Below are 24,531 nucleotides of genomic sequence, written 5' to 3'. Positions count from 1 at the left end.
GAGGCGCTTCCTCTATGTGTTTATGGTGTATTTTTTTAGTTACGTAAATCTGTTGCTGTTATTTTCTGTTTGCTTCCATTTAGTCTAAACTCTAGTAATTATGCAACGCCAGTTTTTTCAATGCCTGAGAATCTTAGCTGTAACTTGTGGTATTGTGATAGCCCTTTCGGTTACTTCTGACTTTTAACTCTTGCCCAAATGGTGAGCGGCTGTCCGACTTGCTTATACAGCAAGCTTTCTAAAATCACGCCATTATTGTTAGCGGTGAGAGTTTTATTCGGCTGACGCAGGGATTCATAAAAGCCGTTGTACCAGCCATCTTTTGACTTGAGGTTGCCTTGGACAAAATCAAATAACTGGCGGGTATAAGCAGTGTTGTAAAGCACATGCCAGCCGATCGCAGCTTTGGCACTGAGGAATCGTAAATCGTTGTGCTGTTCTCTGGTATCTGTGATCGTTGCCCAAGGTTCTCCGTTGACAAACAAGCTGCTGTAAACAAAGTATGGAGGGCGATCTAAGTTATCTTCGGTAACGGCGGTTAATTGTTTTGTGGCTTGATAACGCGCTACTTGAGCAGCTAAAATCCGATCAGCATAGGCTTTAGGCAAAGCTTGAAACCCAGTTTCGATGCCATCTAAAATATAAGGTTCGCTAAGAACGTAGTTATTAGCTCCAGAGTTTTTATAGTCGCGGCGATCGTAAGGAATTCCCTGTCCGTAAAGATCAACAAAGGCAGCATGAGACTGATAATCTAAGGCTTGCTTAACATCCAACCCCCAAAGCTTCAGACCATAGGCAGCATAATTCTCATAACCTAAGCGACCTTCTTGGTTATACTGTTCTTTGCCTTTGATCACGGCAGTACCGTACATTTGGCCATTTTTGGTCAGACGCTTGACTTGCCAATGTTTCCAAACTCCTGCTGTTTCTAGTCGCAACTGTGGATACTTTGCCCCGACAATCTTCAGCCAGATTGCCATCCTTCCTAAATCGATGGCTGACCAACCAATTTCTTCCCCTTTTTCTAGTTGACCATAATTAACAGGTACAAGGGTTTTTGCATTGTAGACCTTATTAGGTAGTTCGCCTTTGTATAAGGGCATAGATGCCAGCGTTTTCAACATTTTGCTCATTTTGGCTTCAAATTCAGCCGCAGGCACGATATTGAGTTCTCTGGCACTGACCAAAGCTGCGATCGCAGCTGTCTGATCCCACATACTTACAGAGGCAAAGCCATCAACGGAATTGACCAAGCCAGTTTTATCGTTCCAGTTGCGTTGGAAGTATGACCAAGCCTGACGGGCAGTTGTGGTTTCCTCTGGGGTCAGTTTTCCAACTCCAGGAGCAATATAGGGAATTATCGCTACTGTTAGTTGGTTCTTAGGAATGGGTTTACCTGGCAAAACTACAGATTTCGCATCAAGGCTGGCAACTATTTCAGCTTTTTTAGCACCAGAGATCGGACGTTGGGGTTTCTTTGGTTGTAGCAACTGCCGTGAAGCAGTTTGGGATGTTGATATTTCCGGTTTTTTTATAGAAACCTGGGAAAGTTGCTTAGACCAAACATTTAAAATTGCGATCGCGATCGCAGCCGTAACTACTCCTCCTACAGAAGCTAGTATGGACAAGCTCTTAGACGGCGGTTTAAAATCAGAACTCATGCTTTCTTAAAGCCTCATCTTGTAAGTCAGTGTTGCTTGCGTAGTTCCACTAAATACATTCTTCCCAACTTACAATCTAACTAACACCCAGAAGTTCCCCTGACTACTACAATAAAATAGTCACGTACCCGATCTCTGGAGTTCTAGCAGTGGGCTTATTTGATGATTTGAGTCGGTTTCTAGAAAATCGTTTAGAAGAATTCTTGCGGAACAATCCCCATTTGGAGTTAGAGGCGCTGCTAGAACAGCTGCGTGAGCAAGAGGAAGACACATTAAAGCTGATCGCAGATTTACAAGTACAAGAGAAGCGATCGCAAGAAGAAATTCTCTCCACCGCTCAAGAAATTCAGCGTTGGCATATCCGTGTTCAAAAAGCCGAAAACGCTGGCAGAGAGGATTTGGCGACTGCTGCGGGTGAGCGAGAAGCAGCCCTGTTGCGCGAAGGAAATCAGCGCTGGGGACAGATGCAAGGGCTGAAAGAACGCATTAACCAATCTCAGGAACTACTACGAAAAATTCAGCAGCGCCGACAAGAGGTGCAAGCCAAAGCAGCCGAAGCACAGACAGCCCGTGCTAAAACCCAAACTCAGCAGCGTTTGGAAACCAATGGCTGGTCGAATCAAACTAGCAGTTATTCTGGTGGGTTTGATGACTTAGAAGAAAAGTTTAGTCACTGGGAAACCCAAGATGAGTTAGAACAAATGAAGCGGAATCTGGGTAAATAAACCAAGGAAAGAATCAGATTTCAAGAGCTGCCGCGATGCCTACGGTGGTAACTGACTTGTACTGAGCTTGCCGTTCGCGTGGTGACAGAGCAGTTTGACAGGCTCACTGTGTCACCTTGTTGAAGTAGCCGGGAGCATCTCAGTTTTGCAAATATACCAGATGAGAAACAAGATTCTTGCTCCCTCTCCTTAGCAAGGAGTGGGTTGGGGTGAGGTTTTACAAGGCTTTTTACACTAATTGAGATGCTCCCGAAGTAGCCTTGCATAAGTGCGGTAAACTGCGCTAGCGAATTTGTGGTTTAAAACCCTCACTGAACTCTCGTACAGTGGCTCTAAATCAGGAGGGGTCGAATCCCCTTGGAGTTTGCTTGCTCCTCCTACCTCTTGTGTCCTTCAATTATTATCTGTATTGCTAATCACAATTTAGGCGATTTATTTAGTATTAAAAGTTTTAGATATTTATACTTAATACAATCATTAATCAACTAAAAAATTCTGGAAATTGTATTTAATTTGCTAATCAGGATTTATTTTTCTGATAAAGTTTAGTAAAGCCAAGTTTTACCTTTTCTTTGTACTACTTCTAACACATCGTAATCATACCTAATTTTTTTGATTAACCGTCAACGAGGAGAAGATATAAAAAATCTTGTAGTAATCAAAGTAGAAGTAGAATTAAATTCACTTTTTTGGTGTTATTGCCGCAGTATTTCCCAGATGTTTTTCATGAGAACTGAGGCAGAGAAAATAATATGTTTTTAGACATTTTAGCTAGCCTACAACGGTTGTTTGTGGGTTACATTCCAGCCGTTGTATTGGGTAGTTTTATCGGATATTTAATCGGTATTAATAGCATGATTTATCAGCTATTTAGGCTGATATTCCAGATACCACATAGTATCCCTCCTATAGCTTTGCTACCTATTGCCCTAATAACGTTTCAAGAGAGTGATTCGGCTGCTATTATAGTAGTTTTTCTGGGAACTCTCTGGACAATGATTATTAATACGGCAATAGGTATGCAACATTTTCAGAGACAGAACAATAACTTTCGAGTAGCTATATTTCATATATTTCATGCCTTGAAAGTTAGCATTTGGGTAGCCTGGTTTATAGTTATTGCTACAGAAATGTTAACAGGACCTAAAGGACTTGGCTTTACCCTCTGGGATGCTTATAAAGCTGGCAATACCGATTACATAATCCAGGTAATCCTCTACATCGGTATCATTGGCTTTTTGCTAGATCAGTTACTAGATTTCGCAGCCTATATTCTCTCGCAAATGGTTTCAGATGGGAAAAAATCTTCCTAAATTTTATCTAGTACAGAGTGGCGGAAGTTTGCATACCTTTAACAAGGGGATTTTGCCCCTTGTTAAGACCGTTGTCTGGTTAATTGAGATGGTCACTGGATTTACGCTGTGTTGTACTAGTAGAACACGGCGTAAATAAACCACCCATTTTAAATTAATACTTCGGCAAGTCTTACAGTGAGCTTGCCTAAAGCGAGAGTAAAACGATTGTAGTCACGAGTCACAAGTTCGTTGAGAATATCCTCTTCATATTCAGTTTTGTAGTCAGAAAACCTCTTATAGACGCTGTTCAAACTCTCGATAATCATCAGCGATCGCAAAACCAGGCGCAGTCATACTCTGCGTATTTTTCTGGGTCAGCGTTTTGGTATTGATCTGCTTACTTTTGAACAGCATCCTGTGGCTTAATTCACATAAGGCATATTAAATGAAAACTGCTGTAAGATTAAACAATCACAAAATTGTTTTCGGTTAGTGACAATCCAGCAGATAGTTGTGCAAATTTTACCTGAGTAAATGCACCTGCACTGCCATCTTGGTCAAAATACAGTCCACCTGTAATATTGTCATAAATAAATCGTTGAGCGATCGCCGTTGCAGATGCTCCGATAGTAAACTGGCTTCTCTGAAGTGAAGATGTTGATAACCCGCCACTAAAACCAGCAGCCGATACCTGAATCAGTTCATTAGTGGCATTGAAGTCATAAAGATGATCAACACCTTCCTTGTAACTATTGAAAGCAAAGGTATCAGTCCCAGCTCCTCCATAGAGGCTATCATTACCGTTGCCACCTGTGAGGATGTCATTGCCATTGCCACCAGAAAGGGTATTATTGCCTAATGCGCCATAGGCAGAGAGAGTATCATTGCCATCACCCCCAGAGAGTAGGTTCTTCCCTGTTGAATAATCAACAATCAACTTATCGTCACCAGCACCACCGTTGAGGGTGTTATTGCCTGAGTCTCTGCGATAAACTCCTTGGCCGTTGTCGGCGTACACGTCGTACTTGTAGCCAGACGCAGAGAGATAATCATTGCCATTGTCTCCAGAGAGCAGATTATCGCCTGATGAATAGTCAACATTCAAGTTATCTTCACCAGCGCCACCGTTAAGGGTGTTATTGCCACTGGTGTTATAAAAAGATCCTCCGTAGCCGTAGCCGTAGCTAGAGCCGGAGAGAGAATCATTGCCATCGCCACCAGAAAGCAGATTAGCACCTCGTGAATAGTCAACATTCAAGTAATCATTACCAGCACCACCGTCGAGGGTGTTATTGCCTGAGCAGTTATCAAACCTGTAGCCCTCGAAGTTAGAGGCAAAGAGAGAATCATTGCCATTGCCTCCAGAGAGGAGATTATTGCCTGTTGAAATGTTAGCACTCAAGTAATCGTCACCAGCGCCACCGTTGAGGGTGTTATTACCATTGGCAAGATTGACGGAGAGAGTGTCATTGCCATCGCCACCATCCAGTAAGTTATCGCCTCTTGAAAGTGAAGTAGTCAAATAATCGTCACCAGCACCACCGTTGAGGGTGTTATTACCAGACGGCACAGGGTTGTAGTAGTCATTAGAGACGGAGAGAGAATCATTGCCATTGCCCCCAGAGAGTAGGTTATCGCCTATTGAAATGTCAGCATTCAAGCTATCGTTACCAGCGCCACCGTTGAGGGTGTTATTACCAGACACCACATTACCGTTATAGTCAGTTAAAGCCGAGAGTGAATCATTGCCATCGCCACCAGAGAGGAGGTTATTGCCTGCTGAAGAGTCAACATTCAAGCGATCGTTACCAGCGCCACCGTTGAGGATATTATTCCCCGCATCACCCCGCAGCCAGTCGTTACCAGTACCACCGTCGAGGGAGTCATTGCCCGTATCACCAACGAGGGTGTCATTACCCACACCACCAATGAGAGTATCATTTCCCGTACCACCCCGCAGCAAGTCGTTGCCACTCAAGCCGTCGATTTTGTCATTACCGCCCTGACCATTAACGACATCATCGGAGTTGTCTAAACCCGTAATGTTATTATCAAGGTCATTGAGGAAAGTCACGGTGTTCTTGATGCCCAGATTATGATCAGTGGAGTTGGCATCAAAGACATTAAAATTGCCCGTGATGCTATTTTGCCCATCAAACAGAATATTACCGATCGCTGGTATTGTTGGAGAAGCTTTCAGGTTATCCAAGTTTTCTAGTTTGAAGTTTTTTAGGATAACTTTGGCATCATCCACCCCTTCAAAGGTGATTTCCAGATTGCTGCTATTCTGCGTAAGCAGCAGATTTCGGGCAGTGAAACCAGCACCAACGAATTTGATGGTATCCACTTCGGTAATCACTGTTGCTGTCGGGTTTGTCCCTTTACCAATGCCACCGAAATCGGTGATAGTCTCAGTGCCGTCGCCGAAGTTGTAAACAAATGTATCCTTGCCGCCACCACCAGCCAAGGTGTCGTTACCTTTGTTCCCTGTGATGCTATCGTTACCTGCTTTACCGTTAATACTGTCTGGTAAGTTACTGCCTACTAGAGTGTCATTACCGTTGGTTCCAATGATATTTACCATAACTTTTACCTTCTAAATTGATTTTTTCAGTAACTTTAAGTTCTCAACTTTGAGTTAGTGCTGTTTTAGAGCATAAAAACTCGCCAAGAGTTGACGCTTTCGGCATACTTTTACGTCACCATTGAGGGACAGTAATTTCTCTCGAAAATCCACTCTTTTGACCAGCTTGCAACCAGCTTGCAACCAGCTTGCAAGTAGCACCTATTTAGATATCAGGTTCTTCAGTACCTCTTATGCAAAATTATTAGTTAAATATCAAAACTAGGCTTAAAAATAGGAAACATCTGAATAACCTGATATTAACTAAATACTGAATATTTACTTAGATGTCTATACTTAAACAACTATCTTTGCATAGTCTTTACATTATATGCCGATAAATGTACGTGCTAAGTAATTCTCTTAGTGTGTTCTTCACATTTTTAGAGTTTATAGCTAAGAATTTCCCGTTAATTGTGTCAGGTAAGTTGCTGCCTACTAGGATATCATTACCGTTGGTTTCAATCATATTTGCCATAACTTTTATCTACCTAAATCGATTTTTTCAGTAATTTGAGTTCTCAAATTGCCGTTTGCGCTGTTTTAGGGCACAGAGAATTCACTGAAATTTTACGTTTTCGGCATCCTTTATACATCACCCTTGAGCAACAGTAATATTTATCGGAGATTTACTCTTTGACAGGCAAATTTGTTAAGGAGTGATACAAAATACATATTTTCCTTTTTGAAGGCTGCGATGGCTGTGGCGTGCTACGCCTACGCCTGCCAATATCTTAATATCTATATAAGAATCTCTATAGGTAATCAAAATTACGAACGCATACATGATGTAACTTAGCCAACAACACTTGTAAACTAACCGCACCCATATCGAAAGTTGACGAACAAAACCCCTAACATCTACTCTCTATTAACAGTAGTTGTATTGAAAAATCCAATGCAAGGTACTATTTTAAGCACCTCGCAATCCGTGCTTAGAGTCATAGAAGAACGCTAATGATGATTAAACAACCATAAAGTTGTTTTTGGTTAATGACAATCCAGCAGATAGTTGTGCAAATTTTACCTGAGTAAACCCAGCCGCACTGCCATCTTGGTCAAAGAACAGTCCACCTGTAGAAAAGTCATAGATAAATCGTTGATTGCTTGTCGTTGCAGATGTTCCTTGGGTAAACTGACTTTTCTGAAGTGAACCGATTGATAACCCGCCACCAAAACCAGCAGCTGATACTTGAATCAATTCATTAGTGGCGTTGAAATCATAAAGACGATCAATGCCTTCATGGTAACTATTGAAAACAAAGGTATCAGTACCAGTTCCTCCATACAGGGTATCATTACCGTTGCCACCTGTGAGGATATCATTGCCATTACCACCATAAAGGGTGTTCTTACCAGTGGCGCTAGAGGCGGAGATATAATCATTGCCATCACCCCCAGAGAGTAGGTTATCGCCTGTTGAACCGCTAGCACTTAAGCTATCGTCACCAGCGCCACCGTTGAGGGTGTTATTGCCTAAAGAGCGGTAGTCGAAGCCGTTGTTGTAGCCAGAGATGTCAAGATAATCATTGCCATCGCCTCCAGAGAGCAAATTATCGCCTGTTGAACCGCTAGCACTCAAGCTATCGTCACCAGCGCCACCGTTGAGGGTGTTATTGCCCTCTGAGCGAGAGTCGCGGTAGTCGTAGTTGCTGGAGGAGTAACGGTAGGAGTACTCGTAGCCAGAAAGGTCAATAGAATCATTGCCATCGCCTCCAGATAGCAGGTTATCACCTGTTGAACCGCCAGCACTCAAGGTATCGTTACCTGCACCTCCGTTGAGGGTGTTATTGCCTAAAGAGCGAGAGTAAGAGGAGGAGGAGGAGTAGTAGCCGCCAGAAAGGTCAAGAAAATCATTGCCATCGCCTCCAGAGAGCAGGTTATCGCCTGTTGAACCGCTAGCATTCAAGATATCGTTACCTGCACCTCCGTTAAGGGTGTTATTGACTAAAGAGCGATAGTCCTGGCGGGGGTAGTAGTGGAAGACGGGACCAGAGGCAGAGAGAGAATCATTGCCATCGCCTCCAGAGAGCAGGTTATCGCCTTATTGTTCAGGTCGTTAAGGAAGGTGACTGTATTCTTATTAAAGATTGTGCTTTGAGTGGAGTTGGCATTGAAGACATCAAAGCTGTCTGTGATGCTAGTCTGCCCATTAAACAAGATATTGCCCAAGTTTACAGTGGCTCCTGTAGATTTGCTGAGGTTATCCAAGTTTTCTAGGGCAAAGTTTTGCAGGATGACCAGGGGACCAGCAAACCCAGCTGCATAACCAGAATTAATCGCCCCTTCAAAGTCGATTCCCAGATTGTTGCCATTCTGGGTGAGTAGCAAATTTTGGGCAGTGAAGCCTGCACCTTGGAAACTTAGGGTATCCACTTCGGCAATGACTCCTGCCGAGGGATTTACGCCTTTACCTATGCCATCAAAATCGGTGATGATATCATTGCCATTGAGCAAGTCGTAAACAAATTTATCGTTGCCACCTCCACCAGTCAAGGTGTCGTTGCCATAGGAATTTCCGATGATATCGTTACCAGTTTTACCGTTAATCGTGTCGTCCAAGTCGCTGCCCACTAGGGTATCATTCCCGTTGGTTCCAATGATATTTGCCATAACTTTTACCTACCTAAATCGATTTTTTTAGTAACTTCAGTTCTCAATCTCCTGTTAGTGCTGTTTGAAGGCACAAATAACCCATCGAAATTTAACGTTTTCAGCATACTTTTATGTCACCCTTGAGGAACAGTAATATTTCTCAAAGATTCACGCGATGAAAAGGCTTTTACATAACACTTATCTAACTATCTCAGACTATCTAAGCCTTAAGCAATGTACAAGTTAATGAGTGTGTACATTCAGGATAATCAGTCATTTCAGGCTTTTTTAATCATCCTTGTTCAGCAGAAATCACTGAACAAGGATGATTAAGAAATTAAGCTGGAATGGCTACATAGTCAATATCTTACTTAAATGTCTATGCTAAAATAAGCATCTTTACATACTCTTCACATTATGTGCAGAGAGATATATACTTATAGTATAAAAACTAGGCTTTGTGTAATCTTCATATTCTTCTAGTTTCTAGGCAATAAGAAAGCAGTAGGCAAAGGTATTGAAGGAAAAATACATATTTTCCTTTTTGAACGCTGCGATGCCTGCGGCAGGCTACGCCTCTTCTTTGACCTACACCTACATTATGCGATCGCCTGCCAATATCTTATATCTGTGCAAGAATCGCTATAAGTTGCCAGAGTCACAAACGCAGACATGATCCGACTGAGCGAAGAACACTTGCAAACCATCCGCACCTATGCCGAAAGCACTTACCCAGACGAGTGCTGCGGTATAATTTTAGGCTATCTTGCTAGTGAGGGCAAAATTGTGGTAGAAGTCATGCCAACAGAAAATGCCTGGAATACAGAAGCGGCTGCTGAATTTCCAGGAAAACGCACAACAGAAAGTAAAAGACGCCAATATGCGATCGCACCCGAAATTATGTTAAAAACACAAAAGGAAGCACGCAATCGCTCACTGAACATTATCGCCATTTTTCACTCCCACCCAGATCATCCTGCTATCCCTTCAGAATGCGATCGCCTATACGCTTGGCAGGGATACTCGTATATAATAGTTTCCGTCCAAAACGGCAAAGCTGGAGAACTCCAAAGCTGGAGCCTTGATGATCATCATCAGTTTCAAGCCGAGACAATTGAAAATATAATTTAACGGCTTAGTTTTAAGATAGTCACTCATAGCGGTTTTCGCCGCCACACGGATGAAAATTCGTCTTCCGTACTCCCTACTCCCTACTCCCTATCTGTATAAGAGATACAGTTTTTCGATAGGATTAATATTCCGCTCTCCCGCATTATAACTGCTATGCTCAATCCCAATCTGGACGAAATCCAGTTGACCAAAGATGATTACGAACGCTACTCCCGACACCTGATTTTGCCAGAAGTAGGACTAGAAGGACAGAAGCGCCTGAAAGCCGCCAGTGTATTATGTATTGGTACAGGTGGACTAGGTTCACCACTACTTTTATATCTGGCGGCGGCGGGTATTGGACGCATCGGGATTGTCGATTTCGATGTTGTCGATACTTCCAATCTGCAACGCCAAGTAATCCACGGTACATCCTGGGTGGGTAAACCTAAGATTGAATCGGCAAAAAACCGCATTCAGGAGATTAATCCCTATTGTCAGGTTGATTTATACGAAACCCGCCTGAGTTCTGAAAACGCCCTGCAAATTCTCCAACCTTACGATATCGTGGTAGATGGTACTGATAACTTCCCCACTAGATATCTAGTTAACGACGCCTGCGTATTGCTGAATAAGCCCAACGTCTACGGTTCAATTTTACGCTTTGAAGGGCAAGCTAGTGTATTTAACTACGAAGGTGGGCCGAATTATCGTGACCTTTTCCCAGAACCACCACCACCAGGAATGGTTCCCTCTTGTGCAGAAGGTGGTGTCTTGGGGATTTTGCCAGGAATTATTGGTTTAATCCAAGCAACCGAAACTGTCAAAATCATTCTGGGACAAGGTAACACTCTAAGTGGGCGATTGCTGTTATACAACGCCTTAGATATGAAATTTCGGGAGTTGAAACTGCGTCCTAACCCGATTCCCCCAGTGATTGAAAAGCTGATAGACTATGAAGAATTCTGCGGGATTCCACAAGCTAAGGCAGAGGAGGCAAAACAGCAGATGGAAAGTCAAGAAATGACCGTTAAGGATTTGAAGGAGTTGCTGGATAGCGGTGCGAAGGATTTCGTACTGCTGGATGTCCGCAACCCCCATGAGTATGAGATTGCCAAGATTCCTGGTTCAGTGTTGGTGCCTTTACCAGACATTGAAAATGGCAATGGCGTTGCTAAGGTGAAGGAAATATTAAACGGTCATCGTTTAATTGCTCATTGTAAGCTGGGTGGGCGATCGGCAAAAGCCCTCGCCATCCTCAAGGAAGCCGGGATTGTCGGGACGAATGTCAAAGGCGGAATTACCGCTTGGAGTCGAGAAATCGATCCGTCAGTTCCAGAGTATTAAAAACGCAAAAGAACGCAGAGGAAAGCGTAGAGGTACGCAAAGTTATTCTCTGCGTACCTCTGCGGTTAAAACCTGACTTTCTTAATTACGAATTACGAATTACGAATTAGGAATTAGCTACAGGTTTCACTTGACTCAGCAAACTGTGCAGTTTCTCGCCTTCAATCACCTCTGTTTCTAAGAGTTGAGTAGCGATCGCTTCTAGCAAGTCTCGATTCTGTCTGAGAATCTCTAGGGCTTGTTCGTGGGCTGTTTCCACGATTTCCTTGACTTCGCTATCAATGGCTTTCGATGTGTCTTCACTCACTGCCCGCCGGGGATTAGTCGCACCATTACCCAGGAACATTGCTTGTTGTCCTTGTTGATAAGCCAATGGCCCTAAGACTTTGCTCATACCATAGGCTGTTACCATCCGTTCTGCCAAGTCAGTTGCTCGTTGCAAATCGTTGGAAGCACCTGTTGTAATACTGTTAAACACAATCTCTTCGGCGGAACGTCCACCCAACAGAGTCGCAATCTGACCCCGCAGTTCTGTTTCATTTAGCAAAAAGCGGTCTTCAGTTGGTAATTGCAGAGTGTAGCCCAAAGCTGCCATCCCACGGGGAATAATCGAAATCTTTTCTACACGTCCGTTTCCGGTTGTGAGCGCCCCGACCATTGCGTGACCGACTTCATGGTATGCAACAATCTTTTTCTCAGTCTCGTTCATCACCCGACTCTTCTTCTCTAAACCAGCGACTACGCGCTCAATTGCTTCGGCAAAGTCTTCTTGAGCAACACTTTGACGGAGATTGCGAGCTGCTAATAATGCCGCTTCATTCACCAAGTTTGCCAAATCTGCGCCAGCAAAACCAGGGGTACGAGTTGCGATCGCTTTTAAATTGACATCATCTCCTAATTTTACCTTTTGAGCGTGAATCTTGAGAATTGCTTCACGATCAGATAAATCGGGACGGTCTACCAACACTTGGCGGTCAAAGCGGCCTGGACGCAGCAATGCCGGGTCTAGTATTTCGGGGCGGTTGGTAGCAGCTAGTACAATCACCGTTGCATCCCCAGCCGCAAACCCATCCATCTCTGTTAATAACTGGTTGAGGGTTTGTTCTCGCTCATCATTACCACCGTAGAAACCGTTACTGCTACGAGACTTACCGATCGCATCCAATTCATCAATAAATACAATACAGGGAGCCTGTTTTTTGGCTTGCTCAAATAAATCCCGGACTCTGGAAGAACCCACACCGACAAATAATTCTACAAACTCCGAACCAGAGATACTGAAGAATGGAACTCCTGCTTCCCCGGCTACAGCTTTTGCTAAAAGTGTCTTACCAGTACCTGGAGGACCAACCAACAACACACCTTTGGGAATCCTAGCGCCAATTTGCGTAAACCGTCCCGGAGTCTTGAGGAAATCCACAATTTCTACTAACTCAGTTTTCGCTTCTTCGACCCCAGCCACATCTGCAAAGGTGATTTTAGCTGACTCGCCTTCAACGTAAACCTTAGCTTTGCTTTTACCAATGGAGAGAACACCTTGAGGGCCACCGCCACCAGCACCACGGGCGAGAAAGAACTGCCAAATGCCAATAAAAATCAGTGGTGGAATCACCCAACTCAAGAGGGTTGTAATCCAAGTATTCTTAGGTGGTGGTGTAGCAGCGAATTCAACTCCCTTTTGTTCTAGCAGTTTGGGTAACTCTAAATCAAAGATTGGTGTAGTTGTAAACACCTGTCCCGGCTCGGCATTTTCTGTTTTTAGTTGGTAGAGGATCTGGTTTTGACCAACGGAAACGCGGCTGACTTCCCCTTCTTGTACTTGATGAATAAATAGGCTATAGGGAACACCAGCAGGGCCAGAAGCAAATAAACCAGGCAAAAATAAATTTAAGAGCAGGAATAGCCCTGATAGTGCCAGCAATATATTAGCAATGATCCGAAACCGAGGTGATTTAGGCTGTTCTTTAATTGCCATAGATGTTACCAATCCTTAAAATGAAAACTGTTGAGAATGTGACTTTCTGAGAAAGTCCGCTATTTACCATCCAAATAGTTGAAGCAGCAACTTATACTGTTTCCAGCCAATCAAAAATTTGGGCTAACTGATCCAGCGTTACCAGCCCATACTGCCAGAGGGTCATGGCCAGGAAGTTGGGGGTCTGCTCACAATGCCGTAAGGCCAGAGAAATTGCTCCGCCAGAAATACCTAACTCTTCCTCTAAAAAATGCACCAATTGATCTGTAGCTTTCATAGCAATGTTAAACAATGTTAATTAAGTCTTATTTTTGACTTCGCTCAAGAAACCTGATTAAAGATTTTTTATTTCCCTAAGAGCTTGCAGGGAAGGATTGGGAGTAGAGTGCTTTGCTGATGGGTAATTAGACTGACATCATATAGGGCGATGGGGTATCCGCCTACCGCAGGCGATGTCTACGACGAGCTATTCGGCGTCGCAAAGTTGTTCAGTTTGTCTTGCTCGTCAACAATACTACCGCTTCTCATAATTTCTTCCATTTGGCAATCTTTGTAGCCTTTTTTTATTTATGTAACTAAACTTAACAATTAAATTAATCTTTGGGAACTAACGAGCAAATACGGTTTACCGTACTCAAAGAATTAACAGAATTAACACCACTGGAAATTAGAGAACTTTAGTGAAGAGAATCCCCAAATCCCTAAAGGGCAAAGATCAGGCTGCCGAAGTTGTCAAAGCCGAATTAGAAACGGCTTGCAAAGGTGATGAACAGCATTTGAATTTTGAATTGTTGCCTGACTTTGCCTTTCATATTAAAATTTTGGAGTAATGCTTTATGGTTAATGCAGTCAACGTTCAATTCGGATATTAAAGATGCGCCCCTCCATGTCTGATTTCCTTTATCACCCTACAAAATTTATCTTCTTCCATTTCCAACCCTTTTTGACGATGGGCTGTACTTAGGGTGGGGGCGGGCGGATCGCTTAGGTGCGATCGCATCACTGGTTAACGTATCGCGGAAGTCCCCACCTTCAATGTACTCATAAGGTGGGGATAGGGAGCCAAGCTTTGAGGATTGCATCTGGAATTGATTTTTTGCACAGCAAAAACAAATTCTGGATGTATGACGAATCCCCACGATTTTCTGGTAGGATAGGTACTGTCTTGACCATCAATGCCACAAGCGAAAACCAAGCTAACGGGTACATGTCGCAAGAGAAAGATTTGGGTCTTGGGAACCAGGACTTCTGCCCTTGGAGGGAATGTCAGACCAAAAAAACTACGGAGTTTTTGAGGCTATTCCTGATGAATTGGGAGCGATCAACTTCAGCCGTAGGCAAGTCTGAGTAGTTCACCTATCTATCAACTATCTACTGGATGCAGAGAGTTGGCTCCTATGTCATCCTAAGATTAGGAGAGTTAATTTAGTGATGTCTTTGATTTTAGTATTGAAAGGCATTTTCCTTTTAGTATTTACAGACTTCTGAGAGAAATTAAAATCTCTACACAGTGATGATTTTGGAGAGAATCGATGTCAATTTATGTAGGTAACCTCTCTTATGACGTTACACAAGAGGATTTAAGTGGTATTTTTGCAGAATATGGAACTGTAAAGCGAGTTCAAGTACCTACCGACCGGGAAACAGGTCGTCCGCGAGGCTTTGCTTTTGTGGAAATGGGAACTGAAGCTGAAGAAACAGCTGCCATTGAAGCCCTCGACGGTGCTGAGTGGATGGGTCGTGACCTGAAAGTGAATAAGGCTAAACCCAAAGAAGACAGAGGTGATAGAGGTTCGTTTGGTGGTAATCGAGGAGGATACGGCGGTGGTGGCGGCGGACGCTCCCGCTACTAACCTTGGAACCAAAAAAATTTACCTAGAGTCTAAAGTCAGACAAGGAGTCTGTCTTTTTTTTGCACTCTTACCGTCTGCATATTCATTGATTAAGTCAACTTAGTAGGAGAGATAATGACCCAAGTAATTGTAGGTGACAATGAACACATTGAGTCAGCCTTACGACGATTTAAGCGAGAAGTTTCCAAGGCTGGAATTTTTCCAGACATGAGAAAGCATCGCCATTTTGAAACGCCCCTAGAAAAACGCAAGCGCAAAGAAGTTGCCAAGCACAGACAGAGTAAGAGAAGTTTCCGTAATTAAGGACTGACAATAGATATAAACGAATGCCCTCATACAATCTATGAGGGTTTTCCTTTTGCCTATTTTAAAATCAGGAAACCTCAAGAAACGCTAAAATCAAGTCAGCCTTTGTATTGTAGCGGTTGTGTCCCACATCACTCAGAGTGCGGTTCACTGCATAAATCCTGATTGTCAACGTCCTTATCCTCAGCCTTGGGGAAACAAATTTTGCAACAGCTGTGGCGCACCGCTAGAGTTGTTAGACCGCTATGTTCCACTTCAGCCCTTGGGGTCGGGAGGATTTGCTCAAATATATACGGTTTGGGATGAAAAAACTCAAACAGAGAAAGTGCTGAAAGTGTTGGTAGAAGATTCACCAAAGGCACTGGAATTATTTACCCAAGAAGCGGCGGTTTTATCTGGCTTGCAGCATCCGGGTGTCCCGACGGTCGAGGCCGATGGGTATTTTCACGTCAACTTGTTTAATCCCAAACCGCACCAACTCCCCTGTCTGGTAATGGAAAAAATCAATGGGCGGACTTTAGAGGAGATATTAAAAAAGTTTCCCCAAGGGTGTCCAGAGGATTTGGTTTTAAACTGGTTTGCCCAAGCTGTACAAATTTTACAGGAATTACACAAACGTCAGATTATTCACCGGGATATCAAACCTTCTAATTTAATGTTGGGTACTTCTTCGCCAACTTTAACCCCACCTCAAGGGCAAACAGAGGGCGATCGCGTGGTACTAATTGATTTTGGCGGGGCAAAACAATTTAGCGTCTCTAAGCTGCGTTCTCAGTCTCGTTCCACCCGATTATTTTCTTCTGGCTACAGTCCACCAGAACAAGTGACTGGAGGTATTGTCGGGCCAAGTGCCGATTTTTATGCTCTCGGTCGAACGATAATTGAACTACTAACAGGCAAATACCCGCTAGAGTTGGAAGATCAGCAAACTGGGAAATTGCGCTGGCGAACTGCGGTAAATGTCAACCCACAATTAGCAGATTTGCTAGATGAGATGGTACAGGCGGATGTGCGATCGCGTCCAGCAAATGCAGCGATAATTCAAAAACGTTTGGCGAAGATTTCTCAACCATTACCGCCGCCAGGATTATTTGCCCAACTGCGGCACAACATTAAGCAAGCTTCAACGCAAGCTTACCGGAGATTTATATTGCTAAAGTTAGCTATTGAACAAGTTTTAGCTAACTTTAGCCAAGCTGTAACCAAAACCGTTATTTTCATTGCTCAGGCAATCATCAAAATTTTCCAAGCTTGTTTGGCGACCATTTGGGCGATAATCCTGAGTAGTTTCGGCGCTTGTTTTGGTGCGATCGCTGGTTTTATTTTGGCCTATCGGACAAGTTTAGGCCGCCGGATTGGGGAATTTATTTTGACTCAGCTAAACGAATTAGTGCCAAATACTCAATTCGTCTTCGGGGCAGATATTTTGGTGTTCGTTGCAGCAGGCTGGGGAACCGCTTGGGGACTGACAGTATCAGGGTGTTTTGGTCAACGACGGCGGTTTTTAGTAGCGTCGCTGATGGGCATGATTAGCTATGGCTTCGGCTGGTTGATTTTGCAATTAATCACACCAAAAGATAGCGGCGAGGGCTTAGTGGCAGTGATTTTAGTCGCAGTTTGCCTACTCACGTTGAGCTTAGGACTTCGCAGCCATCACCTGGTGTACGCTGTGTTCGCTGCCTTTGGTAGTGCGATCGGCTATGCAGTTTTAATTCTTTTGAAGTTAGCACCGACTATCTGGGAATTTTCTAGTCAACCAGGCTGGTCAGAGTTATACAAGCCTCTGATTTTTTTTGGTTCTGTAGGCTTCTTTATCAGCTTCTGGTTAGGAGTGAGTTACTACCTAATTGTTCCTGGATTGCGCCTTTTGGGGTGGCGTTAATCAAGTGCCCAAAAACAAGATCCCCCTAGTCGTCTTTTTATCGAGCTAGGGGGATCACATATATAGTAGTCTATAATTGGTTCGGTATAGTTGCTCACGAATCGATTCTATAGCCTATATTTCAGTTTGAGTAGTCTTACCATTAGAATTTATAGTATTTTTACACCTTCTTAATCAATGCTTCATCCCTGTTCTTCCTTAGAGAAGCGGTATATGTAAGTATGACAGTACGCAATGTGCGTAAATTGTCATTTTTGTAAATATCAGTAAAAATATGAAACTTAAGATTGTTGCTACCGTCGCCCTGTTAGCTTGTTTCGGGTTTGCAGAGCAGGCTTTTGCCTTAAATCAGCTAGATTTAGATCAGTTGAAGGCAACAAGTGCCTGTCCCCGGTGTAATTTAAGTGGTGCTGACCTAACTCAACTCAATCTAACTGGAGCAAATTTGCGAGGGGCTGACTTGAGTAGTGCCACATTATCTCAAGCTAATCTCACGAATGCCGATCTCACCGGTGCAAATTTAGAAGGTGCGATTCTGAATTCGGCGAATCTCACTGGTGCTTCCTTAACAGGAGCAAATTTGAAATCAGCATCCCTGGAAAATGCCGATCTATCTTTTGCCGGTTTCATCAGCGCCAATTTAGAAGCAGCAAACTTAAAAGATGCCAAATTGCAGTTTACCAATTTTCGGGGGGCTAACTTCCGACTAACAACTATGGCTAATGGTGTCGTCACCTCCGACAAGCCTTATGGCTGGTCGTTAGAGCGTCAAAATCCCAGAGAATGTAACGAGTTCAAACCCGAAAATACTCGAGGCACAACCTGTTACTCAAAATAAGCAGCAATTGGGCATGGGGCATGGGGCATAGGGCATAGGGCATTGATTATCGTAAATAAAAGGGTTTAAGACCCCAACCATAAAGATAGCCCCAGTTTCAGCCGGGGTTTAAATCCCCCGGAGTTGCTCCTCTTGGGGAGACCCCAAGACCGCACTCCTCTTCTCTGCGAGACGCTACGCGAACGTCTGAAATTGTCTAAAATGTTTGAATTTTGAATGCGTGAATTTTGAATTGTTAATTCTCCCTCCCCTGCTCCCTGCTCATCTGCCTCTTCCTTGACCTATTCGTATGGCAAAGAGCATTTTGTTTGTTAACAGTTCCTTATCATGGGATAAAAAGCCTATAGATTAATTGAATCGATGCTTACCCGTATTAAAGACTTAGCAGCAAAACTAGCGCCTCGCTTAATTGAAATTCGCCGCCACATCCACTCTCACCCAGAACTCAGCGGTCAGGAGTACCAAACAGCAGCCTTCGTAGCTGGTGTTTTGTCTTCCAGTGGTCTGCACGTACAAGAAGGAGTTGGCAAAACGGGCGTGATTGGAGAACTGCAAGGCACTAGCCAAAATGACCGTTTATTGGCAATTCGCACCGATATGGATGCTTTGCCAATTCAAGAGGGCACCAATTTGGAATATGCCTCTCGTGCAGATGGTGTTATGCACGCTTGCGGTCACGATGTCCACACTACTGTCGGGTTAGGAACAGCAATGGTGCTGTCCCAAGTGGCAGAGGAGTTGGGTGGGAAAGTGCGGTTTTTATTTCAGCCCGCCGAGGAAATTGCCCAAGGCGCAAGCTGGATGGTGAAAGATGGAGCGATGGAAAATGTCTCGGCTTTATTAGGGGTTCATGTTTTCCCTTCTATCCCCGCAGGATCTATTGGCGTGCGTTACGGAGCATTGACAGCCGCCGCTGATGATTTAGAAATTCTGATTATGGGAGAATCTGGGCACGGGGCGCGTCCGCATGAGGCGATTGATGCGATTTGGATTGCTTGCCAAATTATTACTGCATTGCAACAAGCGATCAGCCGCACACAAAATCCCTTGCGTCCTGTAGTTTTGAGCATAGGGAAAATTAACGGTGGCAGAGCGCCGAATATAATTGCTGATAAAGTGCAGTTATTGGGAACCGTGCGATCGCTCCATCCCCAAACCCGTGCCCATCTCCCAAACTGGATTGAAAACATTGTATCTAATGTTTGCCATACCTACGGAGCAAAGTATCAAATCAATTATCGCCAGGGCGTACCCAGCGTCCAAAATGATTATGTCTTGACGCAATTGTTACAATCAGCCGCCGAAGAAGCTTGGAGTAGTGATCGCGTTCAAGTTTTACCCGAACCCTCCCTTGGATCTGAAGATTTTTCTATTTATTTGGAACATGTCCCCGGTTCCATGTTTCGCTTGGGTGTAGGCTACAAAGAAAGAATCATTAACCACCCATTACACCATCCCCAATTTGAAGTCGATGAATCTGCCATTATCACTGGGGTTGTAACTATGGCCTATGCGGCTTATAAATACTGTCAGCAAAATTTTTAACCAAAAACTCCCAGCGTTGATGTGCTGGGAGTTTTTGGTTAACTAACCTTTTTTAGCGGATATAGAAAGCTCGAAAGCATTCTACACATTCGATTCGGTAACAACACCCAGTTTTTGTTGAATTCGAGTCTTAGCAGCTTTGAATTCAGTAGCAAGTTGTTCACTTTGCTCAGTAGTCAAGTTGTTGCGAATGGCAGCAAACATTGTGGTTTCTTCTTGACGAATATGATCGCCAATAGCATCCATCAACTGTTTGACTTTATCTTTGAATTGCGGTGAAGATGGGCTAATAGCCTTAATTTCCTCTAACGCCAGCTTTGCATGAGCTTGTTCATCAAACAGTTCTTGGGTGTTAGCTTGACCGTAGAAAGGACGTACTCTTGGGTAGACTACTTCCTCCTCAGCTTCAGCGTGGACACTTAGATCCTTATAAATTTGACCAAAGTACTCTTGGATCTTTTGTGGATTGTTGCTTTGCAGCAGTTCGGTGAACAGGGTATTTACCTTGCCGTGATCGAGGCGGATGACATCTTGGATATTCAGATCCTTTTTGTCACTGGTTTGGGTAACAGCACTACCTACTACACCACTGACTGCGGCTAAAGCGTCTTGAACCCGTGCCCAAATTCCTTGATCTGCATCTTGTCCTGTTAGTTCGCGGACACCCAGAATTTCCAAAATACCTTTGAGTTGCTCTTGGTGAGCGCGGTTTTCAAAGTTAATAGTATTCAAAGGTGCGATCGCTAGCAAAACGTCAGCACCAACTTTTTGAGCAGCCTTGTGAACTATCAAGCCACTCATTACTAATTGATGTTTAAGCAATTCATGCTGAGATACTTTTTCATACAGGCTCAACTCAGAACCTTTAAACAATTCGCCAGCTTTTTCAATGAATTGTGTAACAGTTTTTTTGGGTTCAGCCTGAATGCCATACTGACCAATTACAGTTTCCAGAACACCAAGATTTTTTTCGTCATCATTGATGAAATTCCGAATGCGATCGGCAATTTCGGCATCAAGTCCTTCTTTCAAAAGCAATTTCTCATTTTCGATAACTAACTGCTGGAGTGCTTTGATACTTGCCAATTTTACAGCAATAGCATTACGTTTCGTATCATCTAAAGTAGCTACCATCCGTGTTCTCCTCGGCAAAGTGTTCATAATTCTTAACTTATATAACCTTGACACAGAGGTTAGGGAGATTCCATCTTTCTTTTGAGCGATCGCCTTCACAACTCTGGGTAGATAAACAAAACTTTTCATCACAAATTCTGTCTTTCTACTTTTAGATAGATAGTATTTAAATTTAAACTATATCCTTAGATAGACAATTTCTAGATTTTGTTTGATATCATTCCATTTTATAATATCAAACAAGAGTAAAATTAATCAGCAAATACATTGTATGTTTCAGAAGTATTGGAAATGGTTAGTATAGTTAACTCTTTTGTATTAGTTAGCGTAATTTAAGATTAAAAATTTATCTCTTGCGTTGATTAATTTAGAATGATATCTTGACTTTTACCGTGTTATATTAAAGATTCTATAAAATGTACCAAAATATTTTTAACTGTAATACCTGAATGGACGCTGCTAAAATTAGTATTATTTTTTCTGAGTATTATCCATCATTTCCTTTGCTAAAGTATGATAACCATTGTTATTCCGAAATCCCAAAGGTAACTTTTTAACCTGATAGCTAATGGCTTCACCAGTTGTCACCAGCCTAGCGAAGTGTTCGCAATTCCATCCTATCCAGTTAGCACAGAATATAATGTTGCTGCTAAAGCATAAACGTCAGTGTAAGCACCCCGTTTTGCTCTTTTGTCATATTGCTCAATTGGTGCAAAACCATCAGAGAAAATTTGTGTATGAGTTTGAGTTAGATTCGGGGTAAATTCCCTGGCAATGCCAAAATCAATTAACACAGCCTCAGAGTTACCAGAACGCAACATGATATTTTGCGGTTTCAAATCCCGATGCAACAAGCCGTTATTGTGAACTACGATCAAGGCTTCACCAATCTGCTGAATGTAGCGTAATGCTTCCGCTTCTGACAAAACGCCTTGATTATTAATTCGACTGGCTAAATCTTCCCCAGCAATGTATTCCATCACTATGCACCACAGGGGATTCTCATAGATTACTTCATCAATTTTCACAATATGAGGATGACTACATTTAGCTAGCTTTATCGCCTCATTCAAAAAATCTTGCTGAAACTTGGCAAAATCGGAGCGGCGTTGCACCTTATCATTCAACGTTTTAATGACAATGTAACGCCCCTGATTATCTCTGGCGAGATAGGTAATACCAAAGCCACCTTCACCTAATTCTTTTTCAATTGTGTATTTACCACTCTGCAATTGCTGCCCTAATACCCAAGCCATTATTCAAAACTCCAACAGGCTGGTGTTAACTATGGCACAAGTCAGACTAATTTACGGAATAAAACATATCTTAGAAGTTTTAACCAGGCATTTACCCACTCTTCAACTACCTGAGTTAAGTTTTCTAACTAGATCGCCTAAATAATTCAACGCCAAGCACAGATTCAGCCCGCCTAACTTTCTGTCTTAATGCAGCCTTGACAAACCTCACCGCAATTGTGACGATTAAGCTAGAATTATTAAAGGTTCTTTACAGAGTTTTGCTAATCATACCTAATTCTGTTAAAAAAGCCTAGCATTCAAATGTAAATATCAAAACCCCCTCTAGAGTTCACCAAAAGTTTCTATGACGCTCCCAATTCGCAACGTCGCCATTATCGCCCACGTTGACCACGGCAAAACCACTCTGGTTGACGCACTCCTCAAACAATCCGGCATTTTCCGCGAAGGCGAAGACGTTCCGGATTGCGTTATGGACTCAAACGCCCTAGAACGGGAACGGGGTATTACTATCCTGTCTAAAAATACAGCAGTTCGCTACAAAGAAACACTAATTAATATTGTTGATACTCCTGGACACGCTGACTTTGGCGGCGAAGTTGAACGCGTACTGGGCATGGTTGACGGATGTCTTCTGATTGTCGATGCCAACGAAGGTCCCATGCCCCAAACACGCTTTGTCCTGAAAAAAGCTTTAGAAAAAGGGCTGCGCCCCATCGTTGTAATCAACAAAATAGACCGTGGTAAAGTTGACCCCCACATTGCTGTTGATAAAGTCTTGGATCTGTTCTTGGAATTAGGAGCAGATGAAGACCAGTGTGATTTTACCTATCTGTTTGCCTCCGGTATGGCAGGTTTTGCTAAGGAAAGCTTGGAAGCAGAATCGGTAGATATGCAACCTCTTTTTAACGCGATTCTGCAACACGTTCCACCACCAGTAGGCGACAGCAATAAGCCTCTGCAATTGCAAGTTACAACCCTAGATTATTCTGAATATCTGGGACGGATTGTGATTGGCAGAATTCACAACGGTACTATCCGCTCAGGACAACAAGCAGCTTTGGTAACAGAAGATGGCACCATTGTCAAGGGTAAAATTACCAAATTGATGGGCTTTGAAGGGCTGAAACGGGTAGACATGGAAGAAGCAACCGCAGGTTATATTGTCGCGGTGGCTGGTTTCGCTGATGCTTATATTGGGGAAACGATTACTGACCCCAATGAACCACGAGCTTTACCACTAATTAAAGTGGATGAACCAACCTTGCAAATGGCTTTCTGTGTGAATGATTCGCCCTTTGCTGGTCAAGAAGGCAAGTTGGTGACATCAAGACAAATACGCGATCGCTTATTCCGCGAACTCGAAACCAACGTTGCTTTGCGTGTTGAAGAAACCGATTCTCCTGATAAATTCCTCGTTTCCGGTCGTGGGGAACTGCACTTAGGTATCTTAATCGAAACCATGCGCCGGGAAGGGTTCGAGTTTCAGGTATCTCAGCCACAGGTAATTTACCGTGAAGTCAACGGACACCCTTGCGAACCCTTTGAACTCTTGGTGTTAGACATTCCTGTTGATGGTGTGGGTAGCTGTATCGAACGCCTGGGACAACGCAAAGGCGAAATGCAAGATATGCAACCTGGTAGTGGCGATCGCACCCAACTAGAGTTTGTCATTCCCGCCCGTGGTTTAATTGGTTTCCGGGGTGAATTCATGCGAATGACTCGTGGTGAAGGCATCATGAACCACAGCTTCTTGGACTACCGTCAACTCAGTGGCGACATTGAAGCCCGTAACAAAGGCGTTTTAATCTCATTTGAAGAAGGGGTTTCGACTTTCTACGCCATGAGAAATGCCGAAGATAGAGGAGCATTCTTTATTGTTCCCGGTACAAAGGTTTACAGAGGCATGATTGTAGGAGAACACAATCGTTCCCAAGATTTGGAACTGAATATCTGTAAAACCAAGCAGTTGACCAACCACCGGGCTGCTGGTGGCGATGAATTGGTTCAGTTGCAAGCACCGATAGACATGAGCCTAGAGCGTGCTTTGGAATACATCGGACCTGATGAATTGGTGGAAGTTACACCCCAATCGATTCGTCTGCGGAAGATGTCGAAGAAGTTGGCGAAACGGTAAGTTTAGTTACTTGATTAATTTAGAAAGCCCGCATGAGCGGGTTTTTTGTTTTGTAAGTTTCTTGAGTAAGAAGTTACCGTGTGAACAATCCAGTGAAGCTAATATAGCGGTTCTCACTTGAGTGAGGTACAAGAACCCCACCCCCAACCCCCTCCCCGCAAGCGAAGAGGGGGCTATGATGTACTTCATGTCATTAGGAAACGCTATAAGCTCATAGTAGCAAACTGATTAAAATTGAGGCTATACTGA

Annotated in this window: 20 protein-coding genes; 12 read left to right on the top strand and 8 right to left on the bottom strand. The window is 43.4% G+C overall.

Annotation, left to right across the window (positions count from 1 at the left end):
• Nucleotides 1-170: 170 nt before the first annotated feature.
• Nucleotides 171-1,661 carry a DUF3131 domain-containing protein gene (locus tag V7K36_RS06785; protein ID WP_335114275.1) on the bottom strand — a complete coding sequence of 497 codons (1,491 nt, stop codon included), beginning with the start codon at nt 1,659-1,661 and terminating at the stop codon, nt 171-173.
• A gap of 149 nt (nt 1,662-1,810) precedes the next feature.
• On the opposite strand from V7K36_RS06785, the gene V7K36_RS06780 reads away from it, so the two are divergent.
• Together V7K36_RS06780 and V7K36_RS06775 are read left to right on the top strand one after the other, a co-directional pair.
• Entirely contained in the window at nt 1,811-2,386 is a 576-nt protein-coding gene (locus tag V7K36_RS06780) for a TIGR04376 family protein (protein WP_335114273.1), read from the top strand.
• A 752-nt stretch (nt 2,387-3,138) separates the two neighbouring features.
• A complete protein-coding gene (locus tag V7K36_RS06775; protein WP_334825258.1) occupies nt 3,139-3,699 on the top strand; it encodes a nitrate transporter in 561 nt (186 codons plus the stop codon).
• A gap of 445 nt (nt 3,700-4,144) precedes the next feature.
• Here V7K36_RS06775 and V7K36_RS06770 read toward each other — a convergent pair whose 3' ends face one another.
• From V7K36_RS06770 to V7K36_RS06760, 3 genes are all read right to left on the bottom strand, one after another.
• Nucleotides 4,145-6,265 carry a calcium-binding protein gene (locus V7K36_RS06770; RefSeq protein ID WP_335114271.1) on the bottom strand — a complete coding sequence of 707 codons (2,121 nt, stop codon included), beginning with the start codon at nt 6,263-6,265 and terminating at the stop codon, nt 4,145-4,147.
• 1,003 nt (nt 6,266-7,268) lie between these two features.
• Complete coding sequence (locus V7K36_RS06765; protein ID WP_335114269.1) at nt 7,269-8,213, bottom strand: calcium-binding protein; 945 nt, start codon at nt 8,211-8,213, stop codon at nt 7,269-7,271.
• 38 nt (nt 8,214-8,251) lie between these two features.
• Entirely contained in the window at nt 8,252-8,917 is a 666-nt protein-coding gene (locus V7K36_RS06760) for a hypothetical protein (protein ID WP_335114267.1), read from the bottom strand.
• A 499-nt stretch (nt 8,918-9,416) separates the two neighbouring features.
• Between V7K36_RS06760 and V7K36_RS06755 the strand changes: the two genes are divergently transcribed.
• The 3 genes from V7K36_RS06755 to moeB all read left to right on the top strand — a co-directional run bounded on the left by V7K36_RS06755 (nt 9,417) and on the right by moeB (nt 11,356).
• Nucleotides 9,417-9,575 (top strand): hypothetical protein, encoded by a 159-nt coding sequence (locus V7K36_RS06755; RefSeq protein WP_335114265.1) that lies wholly within the window; start codon nt 9,417-9,419, stop codon nt 9,573-9,575.
• Nucleotides 9,572-10,030 carry a M67 family metallopeptidase gene (locus V7K36_RS06750; RefSeq protein ID WP_335114263.1) on the top strand — a complete coding sequence of 153 codons (459 nt, stop codon included), beginning with the start codon at nt 9,572-9,574 and terminating at the stop codon, nt 10,028-10,030. The genes V7K36_RS06755 and V7K36_RS06750 overlap by 4 nt, the downstream gene beginning before the upstream one ends.
• A 153-nt stretch (nt 10,031-10,183) precedes the next feature.
• Complete coding sequence (gene moeB / locus V7K36_RS06745; RefSeq protein ID WP_335114261.1) at nt 10,184-11,356, top strand: molybdopterin-synthase adenylyltransferase MoeB; 1,173 nt, start codon at nt 10,184-10,186, stop codon at nt 11,354-11,356.
• Between the two features lie 106 nt (nt 11,357-11,462).
• Here moeB and ftsH4 read toward each other — a convergent pair whose 3' ends face one another.
• Complete coding sequence (gene ftsH4, locus V7K36_RS06740; protein ID WP_335114259.1) at nt 11,463-13,331, bottom strand: ATP-dependent zinc metalloprotease FtsH4; 1,869 nt, start codon at nt 13,329-13,331, stop codon at nt 11,463-11,465.
• 91 nt (nt 13,332-13,422) lie between these two features.
• Nucleotides 13,423-13,608 (bottom strand): DUF2949 domain-containing protein, encoded by a 186-nt coding sequence (locus tag V7K36_RS06735; RefSeq protein WP_114080862.1) that lies wholly within the window; start codon nt 13,606-13,608, stop codon nt 13,423-13,425.
• Nucleotides 13,609-14,011: 403 nt separating this feature from the next.
• Between V7K36_RS06735 and V7K36_RS06730 the strand changes: the two genes are divergently transcribed.
• The 6 genes from V7K36_RS06730 (at nt 14,012) to V7K36_RS06705 (ending at nt 19,755) form a co-directional block, all read left to right on the top strand.
• Nucleotides 14,012-14,161 (top strand): hypothetical protein, encoded by a 150-nt coding sequence (locus V7K36_RS06730; RefSeq protein ID WP_335114257.1) that lies wholly within the window; start codon nt 14,012-14,014, stop codon nt 14,159-14,161.
• Between the two features lie 702 nt (nt 14,162-14,863).
• On the top strand, nt 14,864-15,184 hold the full coding sequence (locus V7K36_RS06725; RefSeq protein ID WP_273762368.1) for an RNA recognition motif domain-containing protein: 321 nt from the start codon (nt 14,864-14,866) through the stop codon (nt 15,182-15,184).
• 114 nt (nt 15,185-15,298) lie between these two features.
• A complete protein-coding gene (gene rpsU, locus V7K36_RS06720) occupies nt 15,299-15,487 on the top strand; it encodes a 30S ribosomal protein S21 (RefSeq protein WP_012407716.1) in 189 nt (62 codons plus the stop codon).
• Nucleotides 15,488-15,611: 124 nt separating this feature from the next.
• Nucleotides 15,612-17,372 (top strand): serine/threonine protein kinase, encoded by a 1,761-nt coding sequence (locus V7K36_RS06715; protein ID WP_335114255.1) that lies wholly within the window; start codon nt 15,612-15,614, stop codon nt 17,370-17,372.
• A gap of 274 nt (nt 17,373-17,646) precedes the next feature.
• On the top strand, nt 17,647-18,210 hold the full coding sequence (locus V7K36_RS06710; protein ID WP_335114253.1) for a pentapeptide repeat-containing protein: 564 nt from the start codon (nt 17,647-17,649) through the stop codon (nt 18,208-18,210).
• 360 nt (nt 18,211-18,570) lie between these two features.
• Nucleotides 18,571-19,755 carry a M20 family metallopeptidase gene (locus V7K36_RS06705; RefSeq protein WP_335114251.1) on the top strand — a complete coding sequence of 395 codons (1,185 nt, stop codon included), beginning with the start codon at nt 18,571-18,573 and terminating at the stop codon, nt 19,753-19,755.
• Nucleotides 19,756-19,836: 81 nt separating this feature from the next.
• Here V7K36_RS06705 and V7K36_RS06700 read toward each other — a convergent pair whose 3' ends face one another.
• Both V7K36_RS06700 and V7K36_RS06695 read right to left on the bottom strand, forming a co-directional pair.
• On the bottom strand, nt 19,837-20,889 hold the full coding sequence (locus V7K36_RS06700) for a hemerythrin domain-containing protein (RefSeq protein ID WP_334942616.1): 1,053 nt from the start codon (nt 20,887-20,889) through the stop codon (nt 19,837-19,839).
• 617 nt (nt 20,890-21,506) lie between these two features.
• A complete protein-coding gene (locus V7K36_RS06695) occupies nt 21,507-22,145 on the bottom strand; it encodes a serine/threonine protein kinase (protein WP_335114249.1) in 639 nt (212 codons plus the stop codon).
• Nucleotides 22,146-22,491: 346 nt separating this feature from the next.
• Here V7K36_RS06695 and typA point away from each other — a divergent pair, with 346 nt between their 5' ends.
• Nucleotides 22,492-24,282, top strand: a complete 1,791-nt coding sequence (gene typA, locus V7K36_RS06690) for a translational GTPase TypA (protein WP_335114247.1) — start codon at nt 22,492-22,494, stop codon at nt 24,280-24,282.
• Nucleotides 24,283-24,531: the final 249 nt, after the last annotated feature.

The organism is Nostoc sp. (assembly GCF_036919555.1).
Lineage (GTDB): Bacteria > Cyanobacteriota > Cyanobacteriia > Cyanobacteriales > Nostocaceae > Nostoc.
Note: the sequence above shows the minus strand (reverse complement) of the source record. Positions and strands in the feature narration are given on the sequence as shown.

Excerpts from the sequence above, each read along its gene's own strand:
- V7K36_RS06785 (WP_335114275.1), bottom strand. The coding sequence starts at position 1,661 with ATGAGTTCTGATTTTAAACCGCCGTCTAAGAGCTTGTCCATACTAGCT.
- V7K36_RS06775 (WP_334825258.1), top strand. The coding sequence starts at position 3,139 with ATGTTTTTAGACATTTTAGCTAGCCTACAACGGTTGTTTGTGGGTTAC.
- V7K36_RS06770 (WP_335114271.1), bottom strand. The coding sequence starts at position 6,265 with ATGGTAAATATCATTGGAACCAACGGTAATGACACTCTAGTAGGCAGT.
- V7K36_RS06760 (WP_335114267.1), bottom strand. The coding sequence starts at position 8,917 with ATGGCAAATATCATTGGAACCAACGGGAATGATACCCTAGTGGGCAGC.
- V7K36_RS06750 (WP_335114263.1), top strand. The coding sequence starts at position 9,572 with ATGATCCGACTGAGCGAAGAACACTTGCAAACCATCCGCACCTATGCC.
- moeB (WP_335114261.1), top strand. The coding sequence starts at position 10,184 with ATGCTCAATCCCAATCTGGACGAAATCCAGTTGACCAAAGATGATTAC.
- ftsH4 (WP_335114259.1), bottom strand. The coding sequence starts at position 13,331 with ATGGCAATTAAAGAACAGCCTAAATCACCTCGGTTTCGGATCATTGCT.
- V7K36_RS06735 (WP_114080862.1), bottom strand. The coding sequence starts at position 13,608 with ATGAAAGCTACAGATCAATTGGTGCATTTTTTAGAGGAAGAGTTAGGT.
- V7K36_RS06725 (WP_273762368.1), top strand. The coding sequence starts at position 14,864 with ATGTCAATTTATGTAGGTAACCTCTCTTATGACGTTACACAAGAGGAT.
- rpsU (WP_012407716.1), top strand. The coding sequence starts at position 15,299 with ATGACCCAAGTAATTGTAGGTGACAATGAACACATTGAGTCAGCCTTA.
- V7K36_RS06710 (WP_335114253.1), top strand. The coding sequence starts at position 17,647 with ATGAAACTTAAGATTGTTGCTACCGTCGCCCTGTTAGCTTGTTTCGGG.
- V7K36_RS06705 (WP_335114251.1), top strand. The coding sequence starts at position 18,571 with ATGCTTACCCGTATTAAAGACTTAGCAGCAAAACTAGCGCCTCGCTTA.
- V7K36_RS06700 (WP_334942616.1), bottom strand. The coding sequence starts at position 20,889 with ATGGTAGCTACTTTAGATGATACGAAACGTAATGCTATTGCTGTAAAA.
- V7K36_RS06695 (WP_335114249.1), bottom strand. The coding sequence starts at position 22,145 with ATGGCTTGGGTATTAGGGCAGCAATTGCAGAGTGGTAAATACACAATT.
- typA (WP_335114247.1), top strand. The coding sequence starts at position 22,492 with ATGACGCTCCCAATTCGCAACGTCGCCATTATCGCCCACGTTGACCAC.